18 protein-coding genes are annotated in these 20,132 nt (G+C 56.0%); 13 read left to right on the plus strand and 5 right to left on the minus strand.

Going from position 1 to position 20,132, the window contains the following annotated elements; translation table 11 throughout:
- The first annotated feature begins 8 nt into the window (after positions 1 to 8).
- The 6 genes from mgtE to P8Z34_13420 all read left to right on the plus strand — a co-directional run bounded on the left by mgtE (position 9) and on the right by P8Z34_13420 (position 5,061).
- Positions 9 to 1,361, plus strand: coding sequence for a magnesium transporter (mgtE, locus tag P8Z34_13395; protein MEJ2551671.1), 1,353 nt, complete (start codon positions 9 to 11; stop codon positions 1,359 to 1,361).
- A gap of 10 nt (positions 1,362 to 1,371) precedes the next feature.
- Positions 1,372 to 2,208 carry a ChbG/HpnK family deacetylase gene (locus tag P8Z34_13400; protein MEJ2551672.1) on the plus strand — a complete coding sequence of 279 codons (837 nt, stop codon included), beginning with the start codon at positions 1,372 to 1,374 and terminating at the stop codon, positions 2,206 to 2,208.
- Positions 2,205 to 2,852, plus strand: coding sequence for a class I SAM-dependent methyltransferase (locus P8Z34_13405; GenBank protein MEJ2551673.1), 648 nt, complete (start codon positions 2,205 to 2,207; stop codon positions 2,850 to 2,852). Before P8Z34_13400 ends, P8Z34_13405 begins: the two co-directional genes overlap by 4 nt.
- 151 nt (positions 2,853 to 3,003) lie before the next feature.
- Positions 3,004 to 3,783, plus strand: coding sequence for a tRNA (adenine-N1)-methyltransferase (locus P8Z34_13410; GenBank protein MEJ2551674.1), 780 nt, complete (start codon positions 3,004 to 3,006; stop codon positions 3,781 to 3,783).
- A 97-nt stretch (positions 3,784 to 3,880) separates the two neighbouring features.
- Positions 3,881 to 4,459, plus strand: a complete 579-nt coding sequence (locus P8Z34_13415; protein MEJ2551675.1) for a hypothetical protein — start codon at positions 3,881 to 3,883, stop codon at positions 4,457 to 4,459.
- A 23-nt stretch (positions 4,460 to 4,482) separates the two neighbouring features.
- The gene (locus P8Z34_13420; GenBank protein ID MEJ2551676.1) at positions 4,483 to 5,061 is read left to right on the plus strand and encodes a CoA pyrophosphatase; all 579 of its coding nucleotides are present in this window, start codon (positions 4,483 to 4,485) and stop codon (positions 5,059 to 5,061) included.
- Between the two features lie 64 nt (positions 5,062 to 5,125).
- Here P8Z34_13420 and P8Z34_13425 read toward each other — a convergent pair whose 3' ends face one another.
- The gene (locus P8Z34_13425) at positions 5,126 to 5,791 is read right to left on the minus strand and encodes a 50S ribosomal protein L25 (GenBank protein MEJ2551677.1); all 666 of its coding nucleotides are present in this window, start codon (positions 5,789 to 5,791) and stop codon (positions 5,126 to 5,128) included.
- A gap of 83 nt (positions 5,792 to 5,874) precedes the next feature.
- Positions 5,875 to 6,360, minus strand: a complete 486-nt coding sequence (locus tag P8Z34_13430; GenBank protein MEJ2551678.1) for a hypothetical protein — start codon at positions 6,358 to 6,360, stop codon at positions 5,875 to 5,877.
- Positions 6,361 to 6,581: 221 nt separating this feature from the next.
- Between P8Z34_13430 and P8Z34_13435 the strand changes: the two genes are divergently transcribed.
- The 3 genes from P8Z34_13435 to mfd all read left to right on the plus strand — a co-directional run bounded on the left by P8Z34_13435 (position 6,582) and on the right by mfd (position 11,338).
- Complete coding sequence (locus tag P8Z34_13435) at positions 6,582 to 7,268, plus strand: hypothetical protein (GenBank protein ID MEJ2551679.1); 687 nt, start codon at positions 6,582 to 6,584, stop codon at positions 7,266 to 7,268.
- Entirely contained in the window at positions 7,265 to 7,846 is a 582-nt protein-coding gene (pth, locus tag P8Z34_13440) for an aminoacyl-tRNA hydrolase (GenBank protein MEJ2551680.1), read from the plus strand. Before P8Z34_13435 ends, pth begins: the two co-directional genes overlap by 4 nt.
- Positions 7,847 to 7,918: 72 nt before the next feature.
- Positions 7,919 to 11,338 carry a transcription-repair coupling factor gene (gene mfd, locus P8Z34_13445; protein MEJ2551681.1) on the plus strand — a complete coding sequence of 1,140 codons (3,420 nt, stop codon included), beginning with the start codon at positions 7,919 to 7,921 and terminating at the stop codon, positions 11,336 to 11,338.
- 121 nt (positions 11,339 to 11,459) lie between these two features.
- Here mfd and P8Z34_13450 read toward each other — a convergent pair whose 3' ends face one another.
- Genes P8Z34_13450 through P8Z34_13460 form a run of 3 tightly spaced genes read right to left on the minus strand, consistent with a single transcriptional unit; the run spans position 11,460 to position 16,314 of the window.
- On the minus strand, positions 11,460 to 12,365 hold the full coding sequence (locus tag P8Z34_13450) for a hypothetical protein (GenBank protein ID MEJ2551682.1): 906 nt from the start codon (positions 12,363 to 12,365) through the stop codon (positions 11,460 to 11,462).
- Between the two features lie 53 nt (positions 12,366 to 12,418).
- Entirely contained in the window at positions 12,419 to 14,917 is a 2,499-nt protein-coding gene (lon, locus tag P8Z34_13455) for an endopeptidase La (GenBank protein ID MEJ2551683.1), read from the minus strand.
- Entirely contained in the window at positions 14,917 to 16,314 is a 1,398-nt protein-coding gene (locus tag P8Z34_13460) for a bifunctional folylpolyglutamate synthase/dihydrofolate synthase (GenBank protein ID MEJ2551684.1), read from the minus strand. Before P8Z34_13460 ends, lon begins: the two co-directional genes overlap by 1 nt.
- A gap of 183 nt (positions 16,315 to 16,497) precedes the next feature.
- On the opposite strand from P8Z34_13460, the gene P8Z34_13465 reads away from it, so the two are divergent.
- The 4 genes from P8Z34_13465 to P8Z34_13480 all read left to right on the plus strand — a co-directional run.
- Positions 16,498 to 17,343, plus strand: coding sequence for a phosphate/phosphite/phosphonate ABC transporter substrate-binding protein (locus P8Z34_13465; GenBank protein MEJ2551685.1), 846 nt, complete (start codon positions 16,498 to 16,500; stop codon positions 17,341 to 17,343).
- Between the two features lie 95 nt (positions 17,344 to 17,438).
- Positions 17,439 to 18,239, plus strand: coding sequence for a phosphonate ABC transporter ATP-binding protein (gene phnC, locus P8Z34_13470; protein ID MEJ2551686.1), 801 nt, complete (start codon positions 17,439 to 17,441; stop codon positions 18,237 to 18,239).
- The gene (phnE, locus tag P8Z34_13475; GenBank protein MEJ2551687.1) at positions 18,236 to 19,750 is read left to right on the plus strand and encodes a phosphonate ABC transporter, permease protein PhnE; all 1,515 of its coding nucleotides are present in this window, start codon (positions 18,236 to 18,238) and stop codon (positions 19,748 to 19,750) included. Before phnC ends, phnE begins: the two co-directional genes overlap by 4 nt.
- A gap of 84 nt (positions 19,751 to 19,834) precedes the next feature.
- On the plus strand, positions 19,835 to 20,132 hold a 298-nt coding region (locus tag P8Z34_13480), incomplete at its 3' end, for an HNH endonuclease (protein ID MEJ2551688.1).

Here is a 20,132-nt window from a genome sequence, read left to right on the forward strand (position 1 = left end):
GCAGTACCATGGAACAATCACAGATCGATCTCACCATCGAACAAATCCGGAACGCACTTGAATCGGGCGATGTTCTTGAGGCCATCGCCGCACTCATCCGCTTGCATCCCGCAGATCGTGCTGAGGCTTTTTCCGATCTAAAGGACGTCGAACAAGCCTCGATTCTACCGGGTTTGGACGTCCCGACGACCGCCGACCTGCTCGAGGAGCTTGAAGACCCGGAGGCTGCCGACGTCGCCGAGGGACTCTCGCGTGAACGCCTGGCAGACGTACTCGATCAGATGGAGCCGGACGAAGCTGCGGACGTTTTGGGCGACATTTCGCCGGAACTCGCCAAAGACATGCTTACCAAAATGGAAGACGCAGAGGAGGTTCTTCCGTTACTCGGACACGCAGACGAGACAGCCGGCGGTTTGATGACCACGTCATTTATCGCTCTGCAGCCGAACACCACTGCGAGTGAAGCGATTGAATATCTTCGCGGAATCGGTCCGGACGAAGAGACGCCGTATTATTTGAACGTCGTAGATCGCCAGGGACGACTGGTGGGGATGGTTGGTCTGCGCGAATTGGTGATCGCCGATCCAAACACCCGCATCGAAAAAATCATGAAACGCGACGTCATCCACGTGACCACCGATACCGATCAGGAAGACGCAGCCCGATTGATGGTCCGCTATGATTTGGCCGCACTGCCCGTCGTTACCGATAAGGGCATCCTCGTCGGCGTGATCACCTACGACGATTTGATGGACGTACTCGAGGCCGAAGCGACGGAGGACATCTACCGCCTGGCGAACGTGTCGGATCCCGAGTTATCAGTCGAGAGTCCGATTCGCTTGAACGTCAGACGCAGGCTGCCGTGGCTTCTGGTGAGTGCCGCGACGGCGTTTTTCGCTTCGTGGGTCATCTCGCGCTTCGAGTCGACCATCGCGCAGGTCGCCCTGCTTGCCGTATTCCAGTCCATCGTCAGCGGATTGGGCGGCAATTCTGCTACCCAAAGCCTGGCGATCATGGTGCGCGCCATCGCACTGGGTGAAATTCAACTGCGCGACTCCTGGCGCATGGTCTTCAAGGAAGTCGTTACTGGGATCTTGCAGGGAACGGCCATTGGCATCATCGCTGGATTCGGAGTTTATTTCTGGAAAGGCAATCCAACGCTGGGCTTCATTCTCGGCCTGGCTCTGCTCGGTAACTTGCTCGTCGCGGGTCTCGTCGGCACGACGATTCCGTTGATATTAAAATCTTTGAATATGGACCCGGCGCTTGCTTCTCCCGTGCTGGTGACGACGGTCACCGACAGTGCCGGCTTCGCCCTTTTTTTGGGTTTGGCGACGTACTTTTTACCGTACCTGAAATGACGGATACCAGATGGCAAAGCAGCTGATCGTCAACGCCGACGATTACGGCCGGACGGAGGGCGTCTCGCGCGGAATCCGCCGGGCGCACTTGGAAGGGATCGTCTCCACGACGACGGTGATGATGAACCTGCCGGGCGCAGCGGAAGCCGTACGCCTCGCCAAGGAAGAAAGCCCGCAGCTCGGACTGGGCGTCCATCTGAATGTCACCTACGGCGAACCCCTGTCCCCAAAAGTGAAACGATCGTCGATGACAGATTCCTTGGGAAGGCTGCCGCCGAAGGAATTTTTCTTTCAACATCCTGGCCGAATCGTACCCGACAACGTGAAGAGAGAGTGGCGGACGCAGATCGAAACCTTCCTGGCATGCGGCGCCGTTCTGGATCACATCGATTCCCACCATCACGTCGCTCTGGCGTCCGGGCAACTTTGGGGACTTTACCTCGAGTGCGCCGGTGAATACGGCTGTGGTGTACGCCTGCCCAACGCCGTCGACGTTCCGGATGACGAACTACGTGATGCCCTGCCCCAACGATGTATCGACTTCGCGCGCCGTGAGGCGTTGCGCTCACTGGACGATGCCGACATTCACCATCCAGATCACTTCTTCGCTTCCTTTTTCGCCGCCGGCGTGAGTCTGGAGCACTTCATCCGCATCTTGCGTTCACTTCCGGACGGCGTGAACGAGTTGATGTGCCATCCCGGTTTCGTGGACTCAGAATTACGCGCTACCAGTGGCTATGCGAAACCCCGGGAACGGGAATTTCAAATTCTGACCGATCCCGCCGTTCGCCAGGCGATCCAGGAAAACAGGATCACGCTGTCGTCATTTCGGCGAGCGCGCGCATGAACCCGAAACCGTGGCTCGTACACCTGCTGCGATTTTTCTTCAAACACCTGTACACGACCTTCGCCTGGGCATACGACTTCGTCGCCTGGGCCACATCCATGGGCCAATGGCGCACGTGGCAATCGGCGGCCCTCCACGAAGACCTGCAAGACCCAATCCTCGAACTGGGCGCAGGTCCGGGACATCTGCTGCTCGATCTGCTGCGCAAAGGACACAGCGCCGTTGCGCTCGATGCTTCGAGGCAAATGACACGCCTCGCCGCTGATCGACTGCGCAGGAAAGGTTTCCATGCCTCGCTCCTGCGTGCCAAGGCGCAAAACATCCCGCTGCCGGCAAACACCTTCGCCGAAGTCATCTCCACCTTCCCCAGCGAATACATCTTCGATCGACACACGCTGGAGGAGATCTGGCGGGTATTACGTCCTGGTGGGGAATTGATCGTCGTCGGAGTCGCACACATTACCGGTCGAGGTGTTCACGATCGTCTGGCTTCCTGGCTGTACCGCTTCACCGGCCAAGCCGGTGACCCCGGCGATCGCTGGATGCAGCCGCTCGAAGAGATGGGGTTCAAGCCCAGGCTCGAACGCGTACGACAACCGCGCGCGATCGTGCTTCGTTTCAGAGCCAGAAAGCCGGTATCATGAAACTACGGTTTTCGATCCCGACCTGGGGTCGTTATAATGGAAGCAGGGTCTCCGATATACAACACGCCTTGCGGCACGACCCTGCGCAGGACCGGCAAATCACCAACATCGAGCGGTGCACATCGCATCGAGTGAATCCATGGAGTAAATCTTGCGACGAGTAAACGAAAACGACCTGGCCATGATCGTTTCGAGCGATCACAAGTATCTCTTCATTCGCATGGAAAAGGGAAAGGAACTCCAGACCCATCGAGGCATCTTGAAGCACGATGACATCATCGGTATACCCTGGGGTTCTGAAATTCGCAGTCATCTCGATATGCGTTTTTATGTGCTCGAGCCGACACTGCGAGATTTACTGCTGCACATCAAACGCAAATCCCAGATCATCTATCCCAAGGACATCGGATATATCCTGCTTCGTTTATCCATCGCACCCGGAAAGACGGTCGTCGAAGCAGGGACGGGCTCCGGCTCGCTGACGCTGGCGCTCGCCTGGTCTGTGGGACCCGAGGGCAGAGTGATTTCGTACGACCGTCGAGCCGACATGCAGAATCTCGCCCGAAAAAACCTCGAACGCGTCGGTCTGGAAGATCGCGTCGATTTGAAACGAAAAGACATCGAGGAAGGGTTTGAAGAATCCGGCGTCGAAGCGCTCTTCCTCGATCTTCCAGCGCCAGAGCAGTACCTGGGGCAAGCGCGTACAGCTCTGGTGGACGGAGGCATGCTTGGAATCATCGTTCCGACAACGAACCAGGTAATCGACATACTGCACGGCATCTCGATACACGCGTTCGAACTCATCGATGTGTGCGAGATCGCTTTACGCTTTTACAAGCCCGTACCCGAGCGTCTTCGTCCTGTGGATCGCATGGTTGCACACACTGGCTATCTCATATTCGCCAGAGCGGTCATCCCTTTCGAGGGGTAGACTTCCGATTAACTTGCACGTTTTTTACAAAACGGAAACACTATCTTAAAATAACGCAGGCACGATTAATGGCAACAAAACGTGTTGGAGGATGAAAATGTCTCGCTTCCGTCGACCGATGATGCCGCCCTTTCGTGGATTTCCGCCTCGCCCTCGCCGCCCGCTTCGACAGCGAGCCGCGAGAATCGCCATGGACAGACTGCGGACGGCACACTCGCTCCTCGAACAGGGAAAACCCCAGGAGGCCGCAGCGATTTTTGCCGAAATTGCAGACGCCGCTGCCAATCGAGGCATCCCTCGAGCAGCCGCAATAAACCTTCAGGCTGGTCGCGCCTATATTGCCGCGAACGACGTGGAAACCGGATTGGAACGGATCCGTCATGGCCTGGAGATGATGGCTTCAACGGGCCAGGTCGCGCGGCTGCCCTACATCGGCCGTAGGGTACTCGCCGAACTTCGAGAGCGTGGATTGGTCGAGGAGGCGCAGGCGATCGAGGCTGAAATTCAATCCCTGCTTTCCAAACATGATCTATCACTGGCGAAGGACATCGATACCACCGATGAGGGAAGACTTCCGGTAAAATGCCCGTACTGCGGTGGAAACGTTCAACCCAACGAAGTGGAGTGGCTGCGCCACCAGGCCGTTTGTGACTACTGCGGAAGCCGTTTAACCTAAGATCTACAATAGATAGGGGATTCATGGGAGACCTGCGCGCGCATCTTCGAAAACGTCTCATCAAACGACAACCGAGGATTAACCCCGAGTGGAACGCAAGACCTGCCGCCGTTTTAATGCCGCTGTATCAAGAGCAGGACAGCTGGCATCTGCTCTTCACGCGCCGAACGGAGTTCGTCGAATCTCATCGCGGACAGGTATCCTTTCCCGGGGGTGTGATTGACGCCGAAGACGAAAATGCCACACAGGCCGCGCTGCGCGAGATACAGGAAGAGGTCGGAATTCGAGCGGAAGACATCGATGTTCTCGGCATGCTCGATCCGCTGCTGACGACAACGCAGTACGTCATCACGCCCATCGTAGGAACCTTTCCCTGGCCGTACGATCTTCACCTCAATCGCACCGAGGTTGCGAGTGTCTTCGGCGTTTCACTCGAATGGCTGGCCGATAGAAGTAACCTGGAAATCCGCCAGCGCGATTACCCCATCTCCGGCGGCAGCATCCCGGTATATTACTTTAAACCATACCAGGGTGAGATCATTTGGGGAGCGACGGCACTGCTTACGATCAATCTACTCCGCCTTGTAGAAGACCTGGAATGACAAACGCGGAGTGGTGTGCTCATCCGCTCCGCGTGAAGATCGTCGGATCTGTCGGATACTGCAATTAATCTTCGCCCTCTTCGAACGCCTCTTCTTCCTCCCGTTTTCCACGTTCGACGAGCTCCGGCTCTATTTCGACCTCGACAAGTTCTTCCTCTTCTTCCTCGATCTCTTCCTCTTCCTGGTAAACAATGCTGGCGAGAACTTCATCCTCACTCGCAAGCACGTCGATACCTTCACCAATTTCGAGATCGGCGACGGTGATCACGTCGTCCATGTTCACCAACGAGGAAATGTCCACTTCGAATCGGTCGGGCAGATTCCCGGGCAGCGCTTCGACTTCGATCTCGCTCAGACCACTTACGAGAAGTCCCCCAAGTTCCTTGACCGCTGGTGATTCGCCGATCAATTCGACAGGGACTTCGGTCCGAATTGCCACGTCCATCGAAACCTTGAGGAAATCGATGTGCAGGATGTCACCGCGAATATAATCGCGCTGAACTTCTCGTAGAAGCACTTGATGCGCCGTATTCCCGACCTTCAGCGATATCAAGGTTGAAGCGCCAACGTGCGCAAGCGTCATGGCCGTTTCATGCTGGTCGAGTTCGAGGGGCATGGATTCTATTCCCGTCCCGTACATCACTGCCGGCAGAATTCCCGACCTGCGAAGCGCCTTGACTTGCCTGCCGGTTACCGTCCTCTTCTTTGCATGTAATATTACTTCACTCACTTTTGATCCTCCGGAGCGCCTCTCACCCCGAATGGGTTACCCTCGCTCCATGCTATCGTTGTTTGTTCGTATCCAACGTTCTATCAACGGCGACGGGTGAACATTCTCCCGATGAGCAGCATCAATCCGATCGTGATGCCGGAGACTATGCCGGCCAGTAACGCACCCTGCGTATCCAGCATCGTCTCTACCGTGCCGTTGACTTCCTGGGCCAGAAGGATGATCGCGGAGCTGTTTTCCGCATCGACGCTTCTGCCTATCGTGGCGCCCACCTGGGTATTGTAGAGCTTGACGTCCTCACCCACGGCAATGCCGATCCCGCCGTCGGTAGCAGAAACGAGATTCCCTCGCACCGTCCCGGCTGCGACATGATCGAGGGTGACCTGCTCCCCCTCGACTTGAAAAACGCCTCCCTGACGGAGTTCGACGTCGGAGGCCGTGATCTGGTTGGCTCCACCTTGCGTTACGCTCACCACCTCGGCCTCGAGCTTCTCGATCGTACCGCCCTTTAAATCGATCGCATCGACTTGCATCTCTTCTTGTTCGGCCATTTCCTTCTCTTTTCCCATACGCTCCTCACGTGCAGAGGAAAGGGGTGCCCCGACAAATCGGTCGGCACCCCGATTTACGCGCTTCGAATTCTACCGATTGTTGTCTTCGGCGTCAACCATTTCATAAAAGTCAGCCTGATCAAGCCAGATGATCGCCTCCCATCGCTGCCGCGTTGACCGAAATCGTCCGGCGTGTTAAACTCACCAATTGTCGATTCGCAGGTTTTTTTCGGGTAAAGATGATGAAAGTTCTCGTGCGTTTGATATTTTCGATATTCGTGTTGTTCTCCTCGACCGCGGGAACGGCACCTAAACAAGCTCCGGGCTTTGCGGATATCACGCGCCCGGAGGACGGTGAGGTCCTTCAAGGTGTAGTCACGATCGAAGGTTCTGCAGCACATCCGGCATTTGTGGCCTACGAACTATCTTTCGCCTACGAACCCAACCCCACCGATACGTGGTTCCCGATCGTGGACGATTTCCAAACTCCGATCACCGACGGCAGACTGGGCCTCTGGGATACCACGGGCATCACGGACGGTGATTATCAACTGCGTCTCTTCGTAATCTTGGAAAATGACAGCCGCCTCGAAGCCTACGCACGAAATTTACACGTCCGCAACACGACGCCCATCGAAACGCAGCCCGCATTCGAGGTGCGGACGACTTCCACACCGACTGCACTCGCCGCGACGGAAACGCCCTCTCCGACGGTCGTTCCGGTCATCGTATCCCGGCACAGCGGTACACAAAAAGTCCTGCAGTCATTGAAGATCGGCGGTTACATCGGCGGCGCGTCTCTGCTGCTTTTCGCTGCATACACATCGCTACGCAGAATCACCCGTTCTCGGCGTTTTTCACCACGCTCTCGCAGGTCGAAGGAGGTAACGAAGTCCAAGTCATCGAACGAGGGAAGGCACGAATGACGGAATTATCGACGCCTTTCCTGATCGTCGGACTGGGAAATCCAGGGAAAGAATATACTCGAAACCGGCACAACGTCGGTTTCATGCTGCTCGACAGGCTTGGCGATGACCTGCAGGTCACGTTTTCCCGGCGGAAATCCAATGCGGCCTTCGCAGAATGTCTTCTCGATGGGAAGAAGGTTTATCTCGCAAAACCACAGACCTTTATGAACGATTCCGGCCGCAGCGTCGAGGGGCTGGTGCGCTATTTCCACATCCCGGAATCCCAACTGCTCGTTGTTTACGACGAGTTGGACCTGCCGACGGGCAATATCCGCATTCGACCTGCCGGCGGCTCCGGCGGGCATCGAGGCGTGCGTTCGATCATCCACGAACTTGGAACCCAAGAATTTCCCCGCATGCGGATCGGTATCGGCCGCCCACCGGGTAAAATGGATCCTGCGGACTATGTGCTGCAAGATTTCAGTGCTGACGAATCGATCGAGCTTCCACTTGTCTTGAAACGGGCTGCGGAGTGCGTTCGGATTTTCGTTCAAGAAGGCATTCAAGCCGCGATGAACGCCGGTAATGCAATTTAAATCGCCATGAATCTAACGGGGCTTTTGAAACGAATACGTACCCTTCCTGGGTATCAAGCTCTCTCTCAAAAGATGCTCGCAGACGAGCCGATTTATGGATCGCTGCAAGTTCCACGCGCCGCACGCGCTGCATTGATCGCCTCGCTGGCAGATAATTTGAAACGGACCTTCGTCGTTCTCGTTGCACGCGCGGACCGGATGCTTACGTTATCCGAGGAGATCGCCGCCTGGTGCCCCAATCTCACCGTCCTGACTTTCCCCGACCCGAACCCCGTGTTTTATGAACCCAGCCCATGGTCCGATCGAACCATCCGCCGCCGCTTGACGGTCCTCTCTGCCTTGACGGAGGAGCTTCAGGCTGACGATCAACGGGATTCATCCGATAAGCCCCTGGTCGTGCTATCCACCGCCCGGGCTGCAATGACGAGAACGCTGTCACCACAGTGTTTTACGGAACACTCGAGAAGGATCGGAGTCGACGACAGCGTAGATCTCGATCTGACGACGAGATATTTGTTGGACATTGGCTACACGCATGAGAGTCTGGTCACACAGCCGGGTCAATTCAGCCGCCGGGGCGGCATCGTCGACCTCTGGCCGCCCGCACAAGCGCTTCCTGCCCGCATCGAATTCTTTGGCAACCGGATCGAATCCATCCGTATGTTCAATCCATCCTCCCAACGCTCGGTTGCCGTCGTACCCCAGGTCCGTATTACGCCGGCGAGAGAGGGCTTGCCGCTTGCCTATCACTCCGCCTGGGACGATTTAATCCACACGGCAACGCCGGTCGAAGATCCCGACAAGCACAGGTGGCTCGAGTATTTCCTGCCCCGTATGAACCCGTCGCCGACGGGTCTACTGGATTATGTCCCTGATAGAGCCGTGGTCTTCAATTTCGATCGCACGGCATTCGATGACGCCGTCACTGAACTCGAAGAACAAGCACTCAGTCTGCGGCAGGATCAAATCGGTGAAGGTCTCCTGGAAGACGATACACCCCTGCCCTATCTCACCCTCGACGAACTGGGTGAGAAATTGGACGAATTGGGGGCAGTCAATCTCGGCCAGATCGCCGCAGAGCGAAATACGGAAATCGACCTCGGCGATGCATTCACAGCGGAGCGGCGCTTCGGCGGGCAATTAAAACCCTTGATGGACTACTTCGCCGGGATCGTTCTCCGTCATGAGTATGGTGTGACGATCAGCCGTCAGGCGCCGCGCCTGGCAGAAATGTGGTCGCAAGATCACGTCCCCGAACCGGTGATCGATGGACTCGTGGCGGAGTTGGCGCCCGGCAAGATTCATTTCATCCACGGCGCACTGTCTGAAGGTTGGATTCTAAAGACGGCGGATAAAGCGCCGCTCCACCTGCTCAGCGATGCGGAAATTTTCGGTTGGGCAAAACCGAAACCACGCGTGCGTCCGAAGCGAGTCGCCAAGGCGCCGGAAAATGCCTACGCGGATCTGCAGCCCGGTGATTGGGTCGTTCACATCGATTTTGGTATCGGACGCTTCGGCGGCCTCGTCGATCGCACGTTGGACGGAATTCAACGCGAGTTCATCCTGATCGAATACGACGGCGGCGATCAATTGTACGTTCCCATCCATCAAGCCGACCGCATCTCGCGCTACATTTCCGCCGACGGATCGCCGCCGACACCCACGCGCCTGGGAAATCAATCCTGGGAACAGGCGAAGAGCAAGGTCAAGGCTGCCGTCGAGGAAATAGCACGCGACTTGCTGCAGCTCTACGCCAAGCGCCACACAATCGAAGGACACGCCTTCTCTGCGGACACACCCTGGCAGCAGGAACTCGAAGCGTCATTCCCCTACATCGAAACGGAAGATCAGAAGCGGGCACTCCAGGCCGTGAAGCAGGACATGGAGTCGAACAGGCCGATGGATCGCTTGATATGCGGCGATGTGGGTTACGGGAAAACGGAAGTCGCATTGCGAGCGGCATTTAAAGCCGTCACGGACGGAAAACAAGTCGCCATGCTCGTCCCGACAACGGTGCTCGCCCAACAGCACTACAACACCTTCCGCAGAAGATTATCCGCGTTTCCCGTCGAAGTCGAAATGCTTTCCCGCTTCCGCTCCCGGCAGGAAGCGGCCGAGATCATCGAACGGCTGCGTTCGGGTAAAATCGACATCATCATCGGAACCCACCGGCTGCTTCAACGGGACGTCGAGTTCCACGATCTCGGCCTGTTGATCATCGACGAAGAACAACGCTTTGGCGTCACCCACAAAGAACATCTCAAATTAATGCGAACCGAAGTTGACACGTTGACGATGACCGCCACCCCCATCCCGCGGACACTCTACCTCGCCATCACCGGGGCACGGGATATATCCACCATCGACACGCCGCCGGAAGAACGCCTTCCGGTGATCACCCACGTCGGTCCCTACGAGCCTCGCTTGGTCCGGCAAGCGATCTTGCGCGAAATCGACCGAGGCGGGCAAGTTTATTTCGTGCACAACCGTGTGCAAACCATCAACACCGTTCACAGACGCCTGCAGGAACTCGTTCCGGAAGCGACGATCACCGTCGCGCACGGACGTATGCCCGAAGCTCAGCTTGCTTCAGTGATGGACGAGTTCGCCAGCGGCGACATCGATGTTCTCCTGAGCACTTCGATCATCGAATCCGGTCTCGATATTCCCAACGCAAACACCCTGATTATCGACCGCTCGGAGTGGTTCGGGCTGGCTCAGTTGTATCAAATCCGGGGGCGCGTCGGGCGCGGTGCATCCCAGGGCTATGCTTATTTCTTCCGCCACCCGCGCCAGCGCACGACCGAAGAAGCGAGTCAGCGACTGGACACGATTGCCGATTATTCGGATCTGGGTGCGGGGTATTCGATCGCCATGCGGGATCTCGAAATCCGCGGCGCAGGCGACATCCTGGGCACTCGGCAGCACGGGCACATCTCCAGCGTAGGATTCCATCTATACACGCGTTTGCTCTCCAATGCGGTCCGGCGCCTGAAAGCCGAATACGAGTTGGATGACAAACAACGCCTACAAGTCCCTCTTGCGACTGAAATCCTACCGGTTTTCATCGATCTGCCTTTGCCCACGGCGATACCCACGGACTACATCGATGATCGCGATCTGCGCCTGCGCCTTTATCGAAGAATGGCGGATGTACGCACGCTGGAAAGCATCGAATCTCTCGCCGCGGAGCTGCAGGATCGCTTTGGCCCGCCGCCGGTCGAGGTCGAAAACTTGCTCTATCAACTGCGCCTTCGCAGTCTGGCTATGCGTGCAGGCGTCGAAAGCATCTCGGTTCAAAATGGGCAAATCCTGCTGCAAATGCCCCCATCCGAAGAGCCGCGTATGTTGCCCTTCTCAGCAGACGATCTGCGCCAGAGCAAACGTGGGATATGGCTGTCGCGCGGGGATGATTCGCATTGGATGACCCGGCTCGAAGAAGTCCTTCGGGCTCTACAGACAGAAACGAACGAGGAATCTCTCCCCCAATGACGCACGCTGCAAATTTGAAGAAAAATGGATCAGTCCTGCGCTTCGATGAAGGCAGCCGGAGAATTCAAGCGGTGTGCGGAGTCTATAGCCAGACGGGACAGCAGAGATATTCTCGGAGCGTTCAAATTTCGCCGCGGTATTGAACCAGTAACGTCAAGTACGGCTGCGAATCGATGTACTCGAAACCCAAGACCCAGGTACGCCAATCGAACTCGCTGCCGCCCTCGGGTACCGGCCGGTATACGGAGTAGAAATTGATGTTGACATACTCATCCGGCCAGATGATATCCCGCGTGGTGTCCCCGACACGCAGTTTATTACAACCGATTTCCGGCGAACGGGCAAACACGTCTTCCAACTGTGGCGCGATAATGTCTTGAAACGAGCCCTGGATCGGAAATTCACTTCCACCTTGAACGCCCCAATCGATTTCGGTGAGATCTTGATAGATGTTCGACAATGAATTCTGAGGGACGACGATCTCCGGATTCCACCAGTTATGCCGCAGGATCAAACCCCGGGTCGGGTTGCTGATCTCGGCGAATTTCTGTCCACTTTTCTCCTGCACGGCCTGGCCGACAAGGTCTATAGCTTGCAGCACGCGCGTGTCATTGCAGAATCCCGTTGAGGAAACGTCTTCCGTTAGAAACCAGGAATTAACCCACCCCGTCCCACTCGATGGGAGCCTGATTTCCACCCATACCGAACTCCCCAGTCCCGTACTCGCCCCGGTCAATTCCAATCTGCGTTGATCGTAGACAAGCTCCCCCACGGCTGCCCCGGATAATCCGGCCGGATTGCGAGCGACCAGAGGTTCGTCTGCATTCACCCAGGCGACGGCGTACAGACCGGTTTGGGGAGCAGGCGAGGGGTTTTCCGTCGCTTCAATCGTTATTCTAGGGGTGATCGAAGCGACTTCGGTCTCTATGCGATCCAGCGGCACAGACGAGCGCGTACACGATGCACACACAAGCGTATAGACTGCGATGAAGACGAGCACACGTTGGATAGAAAATGAACGCATCACGAGGTAATTAACCTGCCTGTTCCCCGGCGGGATTATCCACGAAAATCCCTCTCTCAGTGGCCCGCCGGAGTGCTCGAACGATGGTCTTGTACGATTTTGCCCCTTCGAGCGCCACTGCGCTTTCGTACACTCTCCAGTGGCTGGAGCGCGAGTGCGAAGACATCATCCATATTGTCTACGAAACGAATGTCCAATGCGGAACGGACGCTGCGGGGGATTTCGATCAAATCCTTCTCGTTTTTCGCCGGAATGATCACCATCTTCAACTTGAGCCGATACGCAGCCAGCATCTTTTCTCGAACGCCGCCGATCGGGAGTACCCGTCCACGCAACGTGATCTCGCCACTCATGCCGACATCGTGCCGAACCGGACGTCCCGTCAACGCCGAAGCTACGGCCGTCGCCATGGTGATCCCAGCGCTCGGTCCGTCTTTGGGAATAGCTCCTTCGGGAACATGAATGTGGATGTCCTTCTTCTCGAAATCATCCGTGGATATCCCCAACATCTCAGCCCGGCTCTTGATGAACGAAAATGCAGCCTGGGCAGATTCCTGCATGATCTCCCCGATGTGGCCGGTAATCTGCAGATTTCCCTTGCCTTCGTACAGCAGGGCTTCGATCGTCAGGCTATCGCCTCCGTTTTCGGTCCATGCCAACCCCGTTGCCGCACCGATCTGATCTTCCCGGTCCGCTTCGTGCGGCGTGATCTGAGGAGGCCCCAACAAACGAGTTGCCGTGGACTTGGTGATTCGTTTCGGGATTTTCTTCCCTTCGACTTTTTGTCTGGCGATCTTCCTGCATATTTTTCCGATCTCCCGCTCCAGGTTGCGAACCCCTGCCTCCCACGTGTATTCGCGGATGATCGTCCGTACCGTATCGTCCAGGAATCGTATTCCTTCGTTAACCAAACCCGTTTGTTCCAGCTTTCGCACCACGAGAAACTTACGTGCAATGATCACCTTCTCCTCTTCGATGTACCCCGGGAATTCAATCACTTCCAATCGATCGAGCAGCGCCGGGGGGATCGGCTCGACGGTGTTCGCGGTGGTGATGAAAAGCACATTTGCGAGATTGTAGGGAATTTCAAGATAGTTATCGGAGAAGGCGTGATTCTGTTCAGGGTCCAGGACCTCGAGCAGCGCCGCAGCCGGGTCGCCGCGAAAATCCTGCCCCAGCTTATCGATTTCATCGAGCATGAAAACCGGATTGACTTTCGCCGCCTTGCGCATGGTTTGCAGGATTCTTCCGGGAAGGGCGCCGATATACGTCCTGCGGTGACCGCGAATTTCAGCCTCGTCCCGAATCCCACCGAGGGAAATACGGATGAAGTTGCGGTCCAGTGCCGTGGCGATCGATCGGCCCAACGATGTCTTGCCGGTCCCGGGTGGTCCGACGAAACATAGAATAGGCTGACGGTGTTTGGGAGGCACGAGGCTTTTGACTGCGATGTATTCCAGAATCCGTTCTTTCGCTTTCTCCAATCCATAATGTTGGCTGTCCAATACTTCCGCCACGTGCTGGATATCCAGGTTATCCGTTGTCGATTCAGTCCAGGGCAAGGACATCAACCAGTCGATGTACGTCCGCAGAATAGACACTTCGGGTGACATCGGCGGCATTTGACTCAGGCGTTGAATCTCCCGCAGACATGTCTTTTCGACCTCCTCCGGCAGCGTCAAATGCTGCAGGCGCTTGCGTATGTCCGCAATTTCCTGAGCCCAAATATCGCCCTCCCCCAATTCCGTCTGGATGGCCTTCATCTGCTCGCGCAAATAATTTTCCCGTTGGGAACGATCCATTTCGTTCTGCACGCGGGAATATATCTGGTCCTCCAATTCCAGGACTTCCAATTCCCGGCCGAGCATCACGCTGGTACGCTGCAACCTTTCCATGGGATCGAAGGTTTCCAGGATATCCTGGCGTTCTGCGACGTCGAGTTTCAAAGACGAGATCACCATGTCCGCCAACCAGCCTGGATCCTCGATATTGACGGCGTAGACGAAGGTCTCTTCCGGAAGTGCGGTGTTCAGCTGCACGCATTTTTCGAACAGCGTAAGAACCGCGCGCATGAGTGCGACGACTTCCTTCGTACGTTCGCTCGACTCATAGATCGGACGTGCACGCACCTTGATGTACGGGTCTTCCTGAATACATTCGACGATTTCGACACGACGCCGGCCCTGGGTGAGGATGGAACTCGTGCCGTCCGGCAAATGCATCAGCTTCCCAACCGCGACCTCGACGCCAACGGCGTACAAATCATCGTAGCCGGGCTCTTCGATCTCCGCATCGAGCTGCGTCACGGCGATCATCGTCTCGTTGGTACGGGAGACCTCCTCGATCGCCAACAACGTTTGATCCTGGCTGACGAACAGCGGCGTGATCATGTTGGGAAACAATACGATATCGCGCAGCGGCAAGACGAAGCATTCAATGAGCCCATCATCATTCTGAGTGGCTTCTTGAATATCGTAAAGCGCATCCGCACGACGTCCTATCGCGCTGCTCCACTCACCTGGAAGGTGAGGCCACTCCAGTGCTCGAATCGCCATTACGCACCCTCTTCTACGTCTTCAGATTTTTCTTGCTCCATTGCTTCAACCGCTGCGATTGCCTCGCCGACGACGAACAGGCTGCCCGTAGCCAATATCACGTCTTCGCTTCCCGCATCCTTCATGGCACGTGCAAGCGCGTCGGCAACGGGCACGATGATGTCCACGCTGACGCCGGAAGCATGGGCCAGATCCGCGAGATCCTCCGGGTCCGCCGCGCGCGGGTGAACGGCCTGGGTCACGATCAGCCGCCACACCCGCGGAAGCAGTTCGGTAAACATCCCGCTGATGTCCTTGTCGGCCGAAGCGCCAAACACCAGGATCACGCGTTGACCCGGGAAATAATCATCCAGTGCGATACGAAGCTTCAAAGCCGAATCGCGGTTGTGCGCTGAATCCACGATTACCAACGGGGAACGCGTAACAATCTCCAGTCTTCCCCGCCAGCGGACCGACGCGAATCCTTCGTGAATCGCCGCTTCAGGGATTTTCAAACCGCGATCTCGCATACACTGCAGCGCGGCATACGCCACGGCGGCGTTGACCACCTGATGATGCCCGAGGAGAGGAATGAAGAAACGCGGCGGAAGCCATTCCTCGATCCCGGCCGATTCTACGTACGTGTCCATCAAAGGCTGTTCCTGCGCAGACCACACGGAAAAATACTGGCCTTCGAGCGAATGTCTGCCGGGTGAGAAGAGCCAATCTCGACCGACTTTCACCAGCGGCGCCGAGAGTTCTTCGGCCACGGCTTCCACTACAACCTTGGCCTCGAACATCTGCGGCGCAAGAACGATGGGTACCCCCGCCTTGATGATTCCCGCTTTCTCACGAGCGATATCGGAAAGGCTGTTGCCCAGCAGATGCATGTGATCGTAGGATAGAGACGTAATGACCGCCACCATCGGATGGATCACATTGGTAGCGTCCAAACGCCCGCCCAACCCCACCTCGATCACGGCACATTCGACATTATGTTTTTGGAAATGTAAAAAACCAAGCGCCGTAATGATTTCATAGGCGGTCAAACCGCTGATCCGTGCGACGTGAGGTCTGATTTCATCGACGAGGTCCGCAACTTCCGTTTCCGAAATCTCGATCCCGTCGACGCAGATGCGTTCGGTAAAGCGCTGCAGGTGCGGAGAAGTATACAAACCCGTCCGATAGCCGGCGGCTTGTGTCACCGAAGCGATCAGCGCCGCGGTCGAACCTTTGCCTTTCGTTCCTGCGATGTGAATCGTGGGATACGTATCTTGTGGATTGCCGAGGGCGTCAAGCAGAGTTCGGACGCGCGACAGATCGAAGACTTCCGCAGCGTAGCGATAGCTCCGTTCGACGCTGTAATCGATGTGGCTGTAGATAAAATCTAATGCTTCTTGATAGCGTTGTTTTTCCATGGAAGACAGATTTTATCTTTCACTGCAGAAAGACACAAGTTCGGTTAATTCTTGCAATCGGCCCGTTTTCGCGCTAAGATGAAAGGGGTTCACCAAGTTCATACAGGTGGAGGTGAGAACAGACAAAACCTTATCACCAACACCCCTATTTTTTCCAATTGGTAACTCGAATATCTTCTAGTTATCGGCGCGCTTATGATCGGCGCTTGCTCCAAGAAAGCCGAACTAGGAACAGAGGAGAATCCGCTCGTGTGGGTTTTCGTACCCTCTGGAGAGGTCGAGACAGTGACCGCCGGTGGCGAGGCAATGGCCAACTTGATTTTTCAGGAGACCGGCCTGGTCGTGGATGTCCTGGTCGCCACGGAGAACACCGGCGCGATCGAGGCGATGTGCAGCGATCCACCGAAAGCTCAAATTGGTTCTCTGAACACATTCTCCTACATCCGCGCAGCTGATCAGGGATGTGCAGAGGCGGCACTCGTCGCCGTTCGCTATGGCAGCCCGACCTACAACGGCCAGATTTTCGTCCGGACCGACAGCGGAATCAACGACATCTCGCAGCTCGATGGCGCCACATTCTGCCGTGCAGATGCGTTGAGCACCAGCAGCTGGATCATCCCCAGCATCGAGCTCAAGGCCGCCGGCGTGGAGGTGGTACCCAAGGACGCCGGTTCACACGACGGCGCTGTAGCCGGCGTGTATGATGGTGATTGTGTGGCCGGTGCTTCCTATGTCGATGCGCGCACGACGATCGAAGAAGAACATCCCGACGTAATGGATGTTGTTAAGGTCATATTCCAGACCACCGATATTCCCAACGACGGTGTACAATTCGTCCCGAGTTTGGATGATGCTATCAAGACACAACTCGTCAATGCATTGCTGGCAATCGCCCAGACGGATGAAGGCAAGACGGCATTGGATGAGGCGTACTCCTGGGGTGGTCTAGAAGCACACGACGATACCTTCTATGATCCATTCAGGCAATTACTCGACGCAGCCGGCGTTTCAGCCACTGACCTTGAGTAGAACACCATTGACCTGGAGTAATTTCCAGTCGTGAGTTTGTGAAAGCAAGGGGGGACAAGTCATCTTGTCCCCCCTTGCGTTATCAGGAGATATTAATGCTAGAAGTACGCAATCTCACCAAAATCTACAATGATGGAACCATTGCGCTTCACAATGTTAATTTCTCGGTCGACGACGGGGAATTCCTGATCGTCATCGGTTTGAGCGGCTCGGGCAAATCCACGTTGCTGCGCTGCATCAATCGGCTGATCGACCCCACAGAAGGGGAGATCGTCTGGGATGGCATTGACCTGACCAAGTTGAAAGGGACGGAGTTGCGCAATATCCGCAGGAAGATCGGCATGGTCTTCCAGCACTTCAACCTGGTGAAGCGATCCTCCGTACTGACCAACGTCCTCACCGGCCGCCTCGGATACACCTCAACATGGCGCAGTGTTTTTGGCCAATTCTCACATGAAGACCGGGAACGTGCGTTGGGTGCACTCGAACGATTGGGAATCCTGGACCAAGCCCATAAACGAGCGGACGAGTTGAGCGGTGGACAGCAGCAGCGTGTGGGTGTGGCTCGAGCGTTGATGCAGGAACCACGCATGATCCTCGCAGATGAACCCGTCGCCAGCCTCGACCCCGTCCTCGCCCATTCTCTGTTGAACAGACTCGAGTGGCTAAACCAGGAGGAGAAGATTACCATCATCTGCAGCCTGCACTACCTGGACCTGGTCCAACGCTATGCCACACGTGTAATCGGGCTCATGGACGGTGAGGTCGTGTATCAAGGGTCTCGCGAAGATATCCGTGCCATGACGGATCGAGAATTTAAAAACATCTACGGTGAAGAAGCGGAACGTGTCGGCGGCATCCAAGGTGAAATTGGTACGAACGGGGGTGCGAAATGACGAAGGTCCAAAATACGAAGGCAGAACAAAAACCCAGCCTCGTTCACCCCGTCATCGCCTCGCTGGTGTCCATCGTTGTGCCGGGTTTCGGACACGTTTTGGCGCGCGCCTGGCAGCGTGGGATCTTGATCATCGCAAGCTTCTTCACGATACTTGGCTTAACGGTGTGGCGAATTAATGAAGATGTCATCAATATCGGACAGAAGGTAAGCAAGCTCGATGATATCGTCAGTAAAATCTTGAGATTGCAGCCCATCCTTCTCGTCACTTGTATCGTTGTTTTCATTCTTTATCTACTCATTATCTTCGACGCCTATCAGGTGGCCGCGAGAAAAACCAGGGGCGCCGTACGGGTATTTTTCGTGCTTCTGGTTTCATTCTTCCTGCTCGGATGGCAAATTGGAAAGATCGACCTGCCGCTTTTCGCACGCGAACTCGGTAAGTCCAAGTACCGCATAACGCAGATCTTCTGGCCGTGGGAAGAAGCAGTCACGAGAGCCGAAAGCGAAGTAACCGCCTCTCAGGACATCCAGATCCCCTGCACCGATAACCCTCCCTCGCCGAATCCAGTAACGGACGAACCCTGGATTCGCTCCGAACCGACCTGCGGAAACCTCAGCCAACAAGACGGGGCTCCGGGTACGACTTTGTCGATCGAAGTGGGGAACTTCTCGCCGAACACAGAGACGGAAATACTCTGGTCGGATCCACTCTCCAACGAGTTCCGTGCGCGCCGGGAAGGAGAGTATCTGGTCTTAACCACAGACGATCAAGGTGGGCTCCAATTCGACATCGTCATCCCCTATCGCTTGGTTCCCTCGAGCGCAGAGGGAGCGCAAATATGGAAGATCAAAGCCAGGCAGATGTCCGCTACCGGGGAAATCGGACCATCGGAAATTCTGCTGTTGGCAATGTCAAAGATGATCGAGACGATATTCCTGGGTATGATGGCGACATTTTTCGGCATCATTTTCGCCCTGCCGGTCAGTTTCTTCGCCGCGAAAAACTTGATGTCCGGATCGTGGATAACGCTTCTGATCTATTACATCGTCCGCACCATACTTAACATCGTTCGTTCCGTAGAGCCTCTGATCTGGGCCGTGATCGCGGTCGCAATCGTAGGTCTGGGGCCTTTCGCGGGCATCATCTCACTCACGCTACACAGCGTCGCTGCGCTGGGCAAGCTGTATTCCGAAGCGATCGAATCGATCGATCACGGCCCGATCGAAGCGGTTCATGCCACCGGCGCCAACTGGATGCAAACCGTGATCTATGCCGTCGTTCCGCAAATCGTCCCGCCATTCGTCTCGTTCACGATCTACCGCTGGGACATCAACGTGCGTATGTCCACCATCATCGGACTCGTCGGCGGCGGCGGTATCGGCTACCTGCTCATCCAGTGGATCCGCCTACTCGACTTCAAGGCAGCTGGCATCGCCGTTTGGTTCATCATCCTCACCGTTGCCACATTGGACAATGTCAGTGCGGAGATCAGGCAGCGTTTCGTCTAGGTAATGCCATTCGTTCCGAAAAGCCTCGAGAATGCGAAGCGGTACAGAAAATGATATAATCCGCCATTATTCGAGGCGAAGTGAATGAACGAACCAGTGCTTCTGCTCAACGCGAACTACGCACCGTTGAACGTGTGCACTACACGCAGAGCCCTTGGATTGCTCATGGCAGGAAAAGCGGAGATGCTGTTGAACGGCCGCGGTTTCATCCAAACCGTGCGGGTGAAAATTCCTCGCCCCTCGGTGATCCGCCTGGATTACATGGTGAAACGGCCTCGTCCACGTGTACGCCTGACGAAACGTGAAGTCTTCCGGCGTGATGATTATCGATGCCAATATTGCGGCATGCGCTCCCACCGTCTGACTTTGGATCACGTCGTTC

This window comes from Anaerolineales bacterium, assembly GCA_037382465.1.
Taxonomy (GTDB): Bacteria; Chloroflexota; Anaerolineae; order Anaerolineales; family E44-bin32; genus WVZH01.

What these genes read in the sequence shown, in the direction of transcription:
- P8Z34_13400 (MEJ2551672.1), top strand. Translation starts at nt 1,372, where the DNA reads ATGGCAAAGCAGCTGATCGTCAACGCCGACGATTACGGCCGGACGGAG.
- P8Z34_13460 (MEJ2551684.1), bottom strand. Translation starts at nt 16,314, where the DNA reads ATGGAAAAACAACGCTATCAAGAAGCATTAGATTTTATCTACAGCCAC.
- P8Z34_13420 (MEJ2551676.1), top strand. Translation starts at nt 4,483, where the DNA reads ATGGGAGACCTGCGCGCGCATCTTCGAAAACGTCTCATCAAACGACAA.
- lon (MEJ2551683.1), bottom strand. Translation starts at nt 14,917, where the DNA reads ATGGCGATTCGAGCACTGGAGTGGCCTCACCTTCCAGGTGAGTGGAGC.
- P8Z34_13430 (MEJ2551678.1), bottom strand. Translation starts at nt 6,360, where the DNA reads ATGGGAAAAGAGAAGGAAATGGCCGAACAAGAAGAGATGCAAGTCGAT.
- P8Z34_13415 (MEJ2551675.1), top strand. Translation starts at nt 3,881, where the DNA reads ATGTCTCGCTTCCGTCGACCGATGATGCCGCCCTTTCGTGGATTTCCG.
- pth (MEJ2551680.1), top strand. Translation starts at nt 7,265, where the DNA reads ATGACGGAATTATCGACGCCTTTCCTGATCGTCGGACTGGGAAATCCA.
- P8Z34_13435 (MEJ2551679.1), top strand. Translation starts at nt 6,582, where the DNA reads ATGATGAAAGTTCTCGTGCGTTTGATATTTTCGATATTCGTGTTGTTC.
- mgtE (MEJ2551671.1), top strand. Translation starts at nt 9, where the DNA reads ATGGAACAATCACAGATCGATCTCACCATCGAACAAATCCGGAACGCA.
- phnE (MEJ2551687.1), top strand. Translation starts at nt 18,236, where the DNA reads ATGACGAAGGTCCAAAATACGAAGGCAGAACAAAAACCCAGCCTCGTT.
- phnC (MEJ2551686.1), top strand. Translation starts at nt 17,439, where the DNA reads ATGCTAGAAGTACGCAATCTCACCAAAATCTACAATGATGGAACCATT.
- mfd (MEJ2551681.1), top strand. Translation starts at nt 7,919, where the DNA reads ATGCTCGCAGACGAGCCGATTTATGGATCGCTGCAAGTTCCACGCGCC.
- P8Z34_13405 (MEJ2551673.1), top strand. Translation starts at nt 2,205, where the DNA reads ATGAACCCGAAACCGTGGCTCGTACACCTGCTGCGATTTTTCTTCAAA.